The organism is Aquirufa sp. (genome assembly GCF_044239315.1).
Taxonomy (GTDB): Bacteria; Bacteroidota; Bacteroidia; order Cytophagales; family Spirosomataceae; genus Aquirufa.
Genome location: NZ_JBIIBQ010000044.1, coordinates 1 through 3,379 on the forward strand (window position 1 = coordinate 1; position 3,379 = coordinate 3,379).

The following is a 3,379-nucleotide window of genomic DNA, read 5'->3' on the forward strand; positions in this document are numbered from 1 at the left end:
CGCCACTATGTCCGAAGACACCGTTCGACTTGCATGTATTAGGCCTGCCGCTAGCGTTCATCCTGAGCCAGGATCAAACTCTCCATTGTAAATAATCTTTGGATGTTTGACTGCTCTTATTTTAATAAGAAAATTGTCTACATCCTTGTCTTGAATGCTATTATTTCGACACTGTGATTTAAACACAGCATCTCTTCTTTATTTCTATCAACACGTCAAAGAACTCTTGTACCTCGATGTAAATCAAACAAAGCAACCCGCTCTGTCGTGAACTTAATCACCTAATCTACTCTCAGTCTTGCCCTAGAAACCGTCTGTTCCTAGCGATTGGGAGTGCAAAGATGTAGGATTAATTTTTTAAACGCAAGTTTGGGTTGGAAACTTTTTAATGATTATAGGCTAAAACACTGAAAATCAAAGAGAAAAAATTCAAATAAAAAATAAAAAATCCTCGCAAAAATTAATTCTGCGAGGATTTGACCTTTTTTTGGCAATAAAAGGATTATTACTTTTCTAAGAATGGATATCTAAAATCTGTAGGTGAAACGAAGACTTCCTTCACCGTACGCGGAGAAACCCAACGCAATAAATTCAAATAAGAACCTGCCTTATCATTCGTTCCAGAGGCACGTGCGCCACCAAAAGGCTGCTGTCCCACAACTGCTCCCGTACACTTATCATTTAAGTATAGGTTCCCGGCTGCATTTTCTAATACTTTCATCGCCTCTAAAATAGCATACTTGTCTTGCGCGAAAATCGCACCTGTTAAGGCATAAGCGGAGGTCGAATCCACTAAAGTCAAGACCGATTTCCAATCCGCATCATTGTATACATAGATGGTTAGCACCGGGCCAAAGATCTCCTCCACCATCGTACGGTAGGTCGGGTTCGTCGTTAATAGCACGGTAGGCTCAACGAAATAGCCTTTCGAATCATCAAAGTTTCCGCCGGCGATCACCTGAACTTCTGGTGATTTTTTCGCTTCACTTATATAAGAGGTGATTTTGGCGAAAGCTTTCGCATCGATTACGGCGTTCACGAAGTTTTCAAAATCTTCTGTGCCGCCCATTTTGATGGCTGCTAAGTCTGATTTTAATTGTGCTTCTGCAGTTGGCCATAAAGAAGCTGGGATGTAGGCGCGGGAGGCTGCGGAACATTTTTGGCCTTGGTATTCGAAGGCGCCACGGACTAATCCGGTGGTTAATGCTTTTACGTCAGCTGATGAGTGAGCTACGACGAAGTCCTTTCCACCTGTTTCGCCTACGATGCGAGGATAAGATTTATAGTGGGCGATGTTTTGGCCTATATTCTTCCAAATCGTCTGGAAAACGCCTGTCGATCCTGTAAAGTGAATCCCTGCAAAATCCCGGTGAGAGAAAACGACCTCTCCAGCTTCTGGGCCATCCGCCAAAACTAAATTGATAACGCCAGCCGGCAAACCTGCCTCCTCTAAAATTTCCATTAATAATCCCGCCGAATAAACCTGAGTAGGTGACGGCTTCCAAACCACCGTATTCCCCATCAAAGCTGGCGCCGCTGGTAAATTACCCGCGATCGCTGTGAAGTTAAATGGAGTCAAGGCATAAACGAAGCCCTCTAAAGGACGGTATTCCAATCGATTCCAAACCCCAGGAGCAGAAATAGGTTGCTCGCTATATATCTGTTGTGCATAATACACGTTAAAACGCAAGAAATCAATCCACTCACAGGCCGCATCAATTTCAGCTTGGTAGGCATTTTTCGACTGCCCTAGCATCGTGCGCGCATTTAATTGCATTCTGTATTTCGTCGCCGAAAGATCTGCTGCCTTTAAAAAAATGGCCGCGCGATCCTCCCAAGGCATCGATGCCCAAGCGGATCTAGCTGCTAGAGCCGCGTCAATCGCCTGAGCTACTTCCGCTTTTCCGCCTTCATAATAATGCCCCAAAACATGTTGGTGATCGTGCGGGCAAGTCATGGCGACTTTTTTGGCACCCTTCACAGAACGACCCGCGATACGCATCTGCACGTCAATTTGCTGATTACGCAAATCCGAAAGGGCTTGCTTTAATTTTGTACGTTCCGCTGAATTCGCACCGTATTGCAAAATCGGCTCATTAATAGGGGTAGGGACTTGAAAAACTCCTGAGGACATATGGTTTCGTTGATGTGTAATAATTAGGATGCTAAATTACGGGTTTTCTATTTATTATCAAGGCGCAGGCAATGGAGCAAAACTCAGGTAAGGCCTCAGCCGCCTCCACGCCACGAGATCCAGCAATTGTATTTTTTCCAAAGCTTCGAAATCCTTCAGCGCACCATGTTGTTTTCGATAGGCCAAAACCACCTTCGACTGACCATAGGGCAAATACGGATGCCTGAAATCTTTCCATTCTACCTCATTAATGGCTAAAAACCGGTATACCCCTGCCCCTACCTTTAATAAAGCCTTGTTTTCTTTCACCCAAAGCGAATCCAAGCCATACACCTCCTTCAATTGATCCACCTGATAAAACCCACCCAATTTCTCCCGATAGGTCATAATCCGTTTCGCAAACCCAGGTCCTATCCCATTCAGCGCCACCCACGCTGCCGAATCTGCGGTATTAATATCGATCGCTTGGATTTTTTTATGACCTCCCGACTTATAGCTCCCGTAGTCGACCCAACCTTTCCTCCGGACTCCGGACTCTTTCCCTTCGAACTTTCGCACCACGAAGACCTTCGGACTTATGGCCTTATAATTCGCCTCCCAAACCACCGGCTGAAATTCTGATTTTGCTGCTTCATTTTCCCTCCATTCGAAACCTATATATAAAAGCACATAAATTGCCATCATTCCCAGCAGAACAATCAGGCCTTTGATCTCGGCATGGGTATAGGCAAGGGTGAAGCGGAGGAGGTACATTAGCTTGGTTTTCATTAATAGGAGAGTATAGATTATAGAGTAGAGAGTATAGATATAAGATTAGCCATCTCTACTCTATGCTCTCTTCTCTCTAATCTGCTTGAAAAGCAATTTCAAACAAAATTCCCATAACCCCCTTGCATCCTAAAAAATTATCAGTACCTTTGCAGGCTATTTTAGGGTACAAGTCTACGGGCCTATCCAAAACGAAATGATTTCTGAAACACAATTCCTTTATCGTAGGGGAAGCGCAAAGGGGAATCATTTTTTCATCTACGAGGCATTTCAGCTTTAAATTGTGCCCTAAGGGCCCATATTCATTTAATTTAAAACGTATAAAGCCTTGAGTAACATCACTGCCACCGGAAGACACAGCTTTGCAAAAACGCAGTCTGTGATCGATTATCCAGATTTTCTGGATATCCAAATCAAATCCTTTCAGGATTTTTTCCAGCTAGAGACAGCTGCTGAGAATCGTACTGACGAAGGTTT

The 3,379-nt window shown here is 44.0% G+C and carries 2 protein-coding genes and 1 rRNA gene; all 3 read right to left on the reverse strand.

Going from position 1 to position 3,379, the window contains the following annotated elements:
- Positions 1-89 (reverse strand): 16S ribosomal RNA (locus ACILP5_RS11070); the annotation flags it as partial.
- Positions 90-505: 416 nt separating this feature from the next.
- On the reverse strand, positions 506-2,134 hold the full coding sequence (gene pruA, locus ACILP5_RS11075; RefSeq protein ID WP_395618707.1) for an L-glutamate gamma-semialdehyde dehydrogenase: 1,629 nt from the start codon (positions 2,132-2,134) through the stop codon (positions 506-508).
- 57 nt (positions 2,135-2,191) lie between these two features.
- A complete protein-coding gene (locus tag ACILP5_RS11080; protein ID WP_395618708.1) occupies positions 2,192-2,902 on the reverse strand; it encodes a helix-hairpin-helix domain-containing protein in 711 nt (236 codons plus the stop codon).
- Between the last annotated feature and the right edge of the window lie 477 nt (positions 2,903-3,379).

What these genes read in the sequence shown, in the direction of transcription:
- pruA (WP_395618707.1), bottom strand. Translation starts at nt 2,134, where the DNA reads ATGTCCTCAGGAGTTTTTCAAGTCCCTACCCCTATTAATGAGCCGATT.
- ACILP5_RS11080 (WP_395618708.1), bottom strand. Translation starts at nt 2,902, where the DNA reads ATGAAAACCAAGCTAATGTACCTCCTCCGCTTCACCCTTGCCTATACC.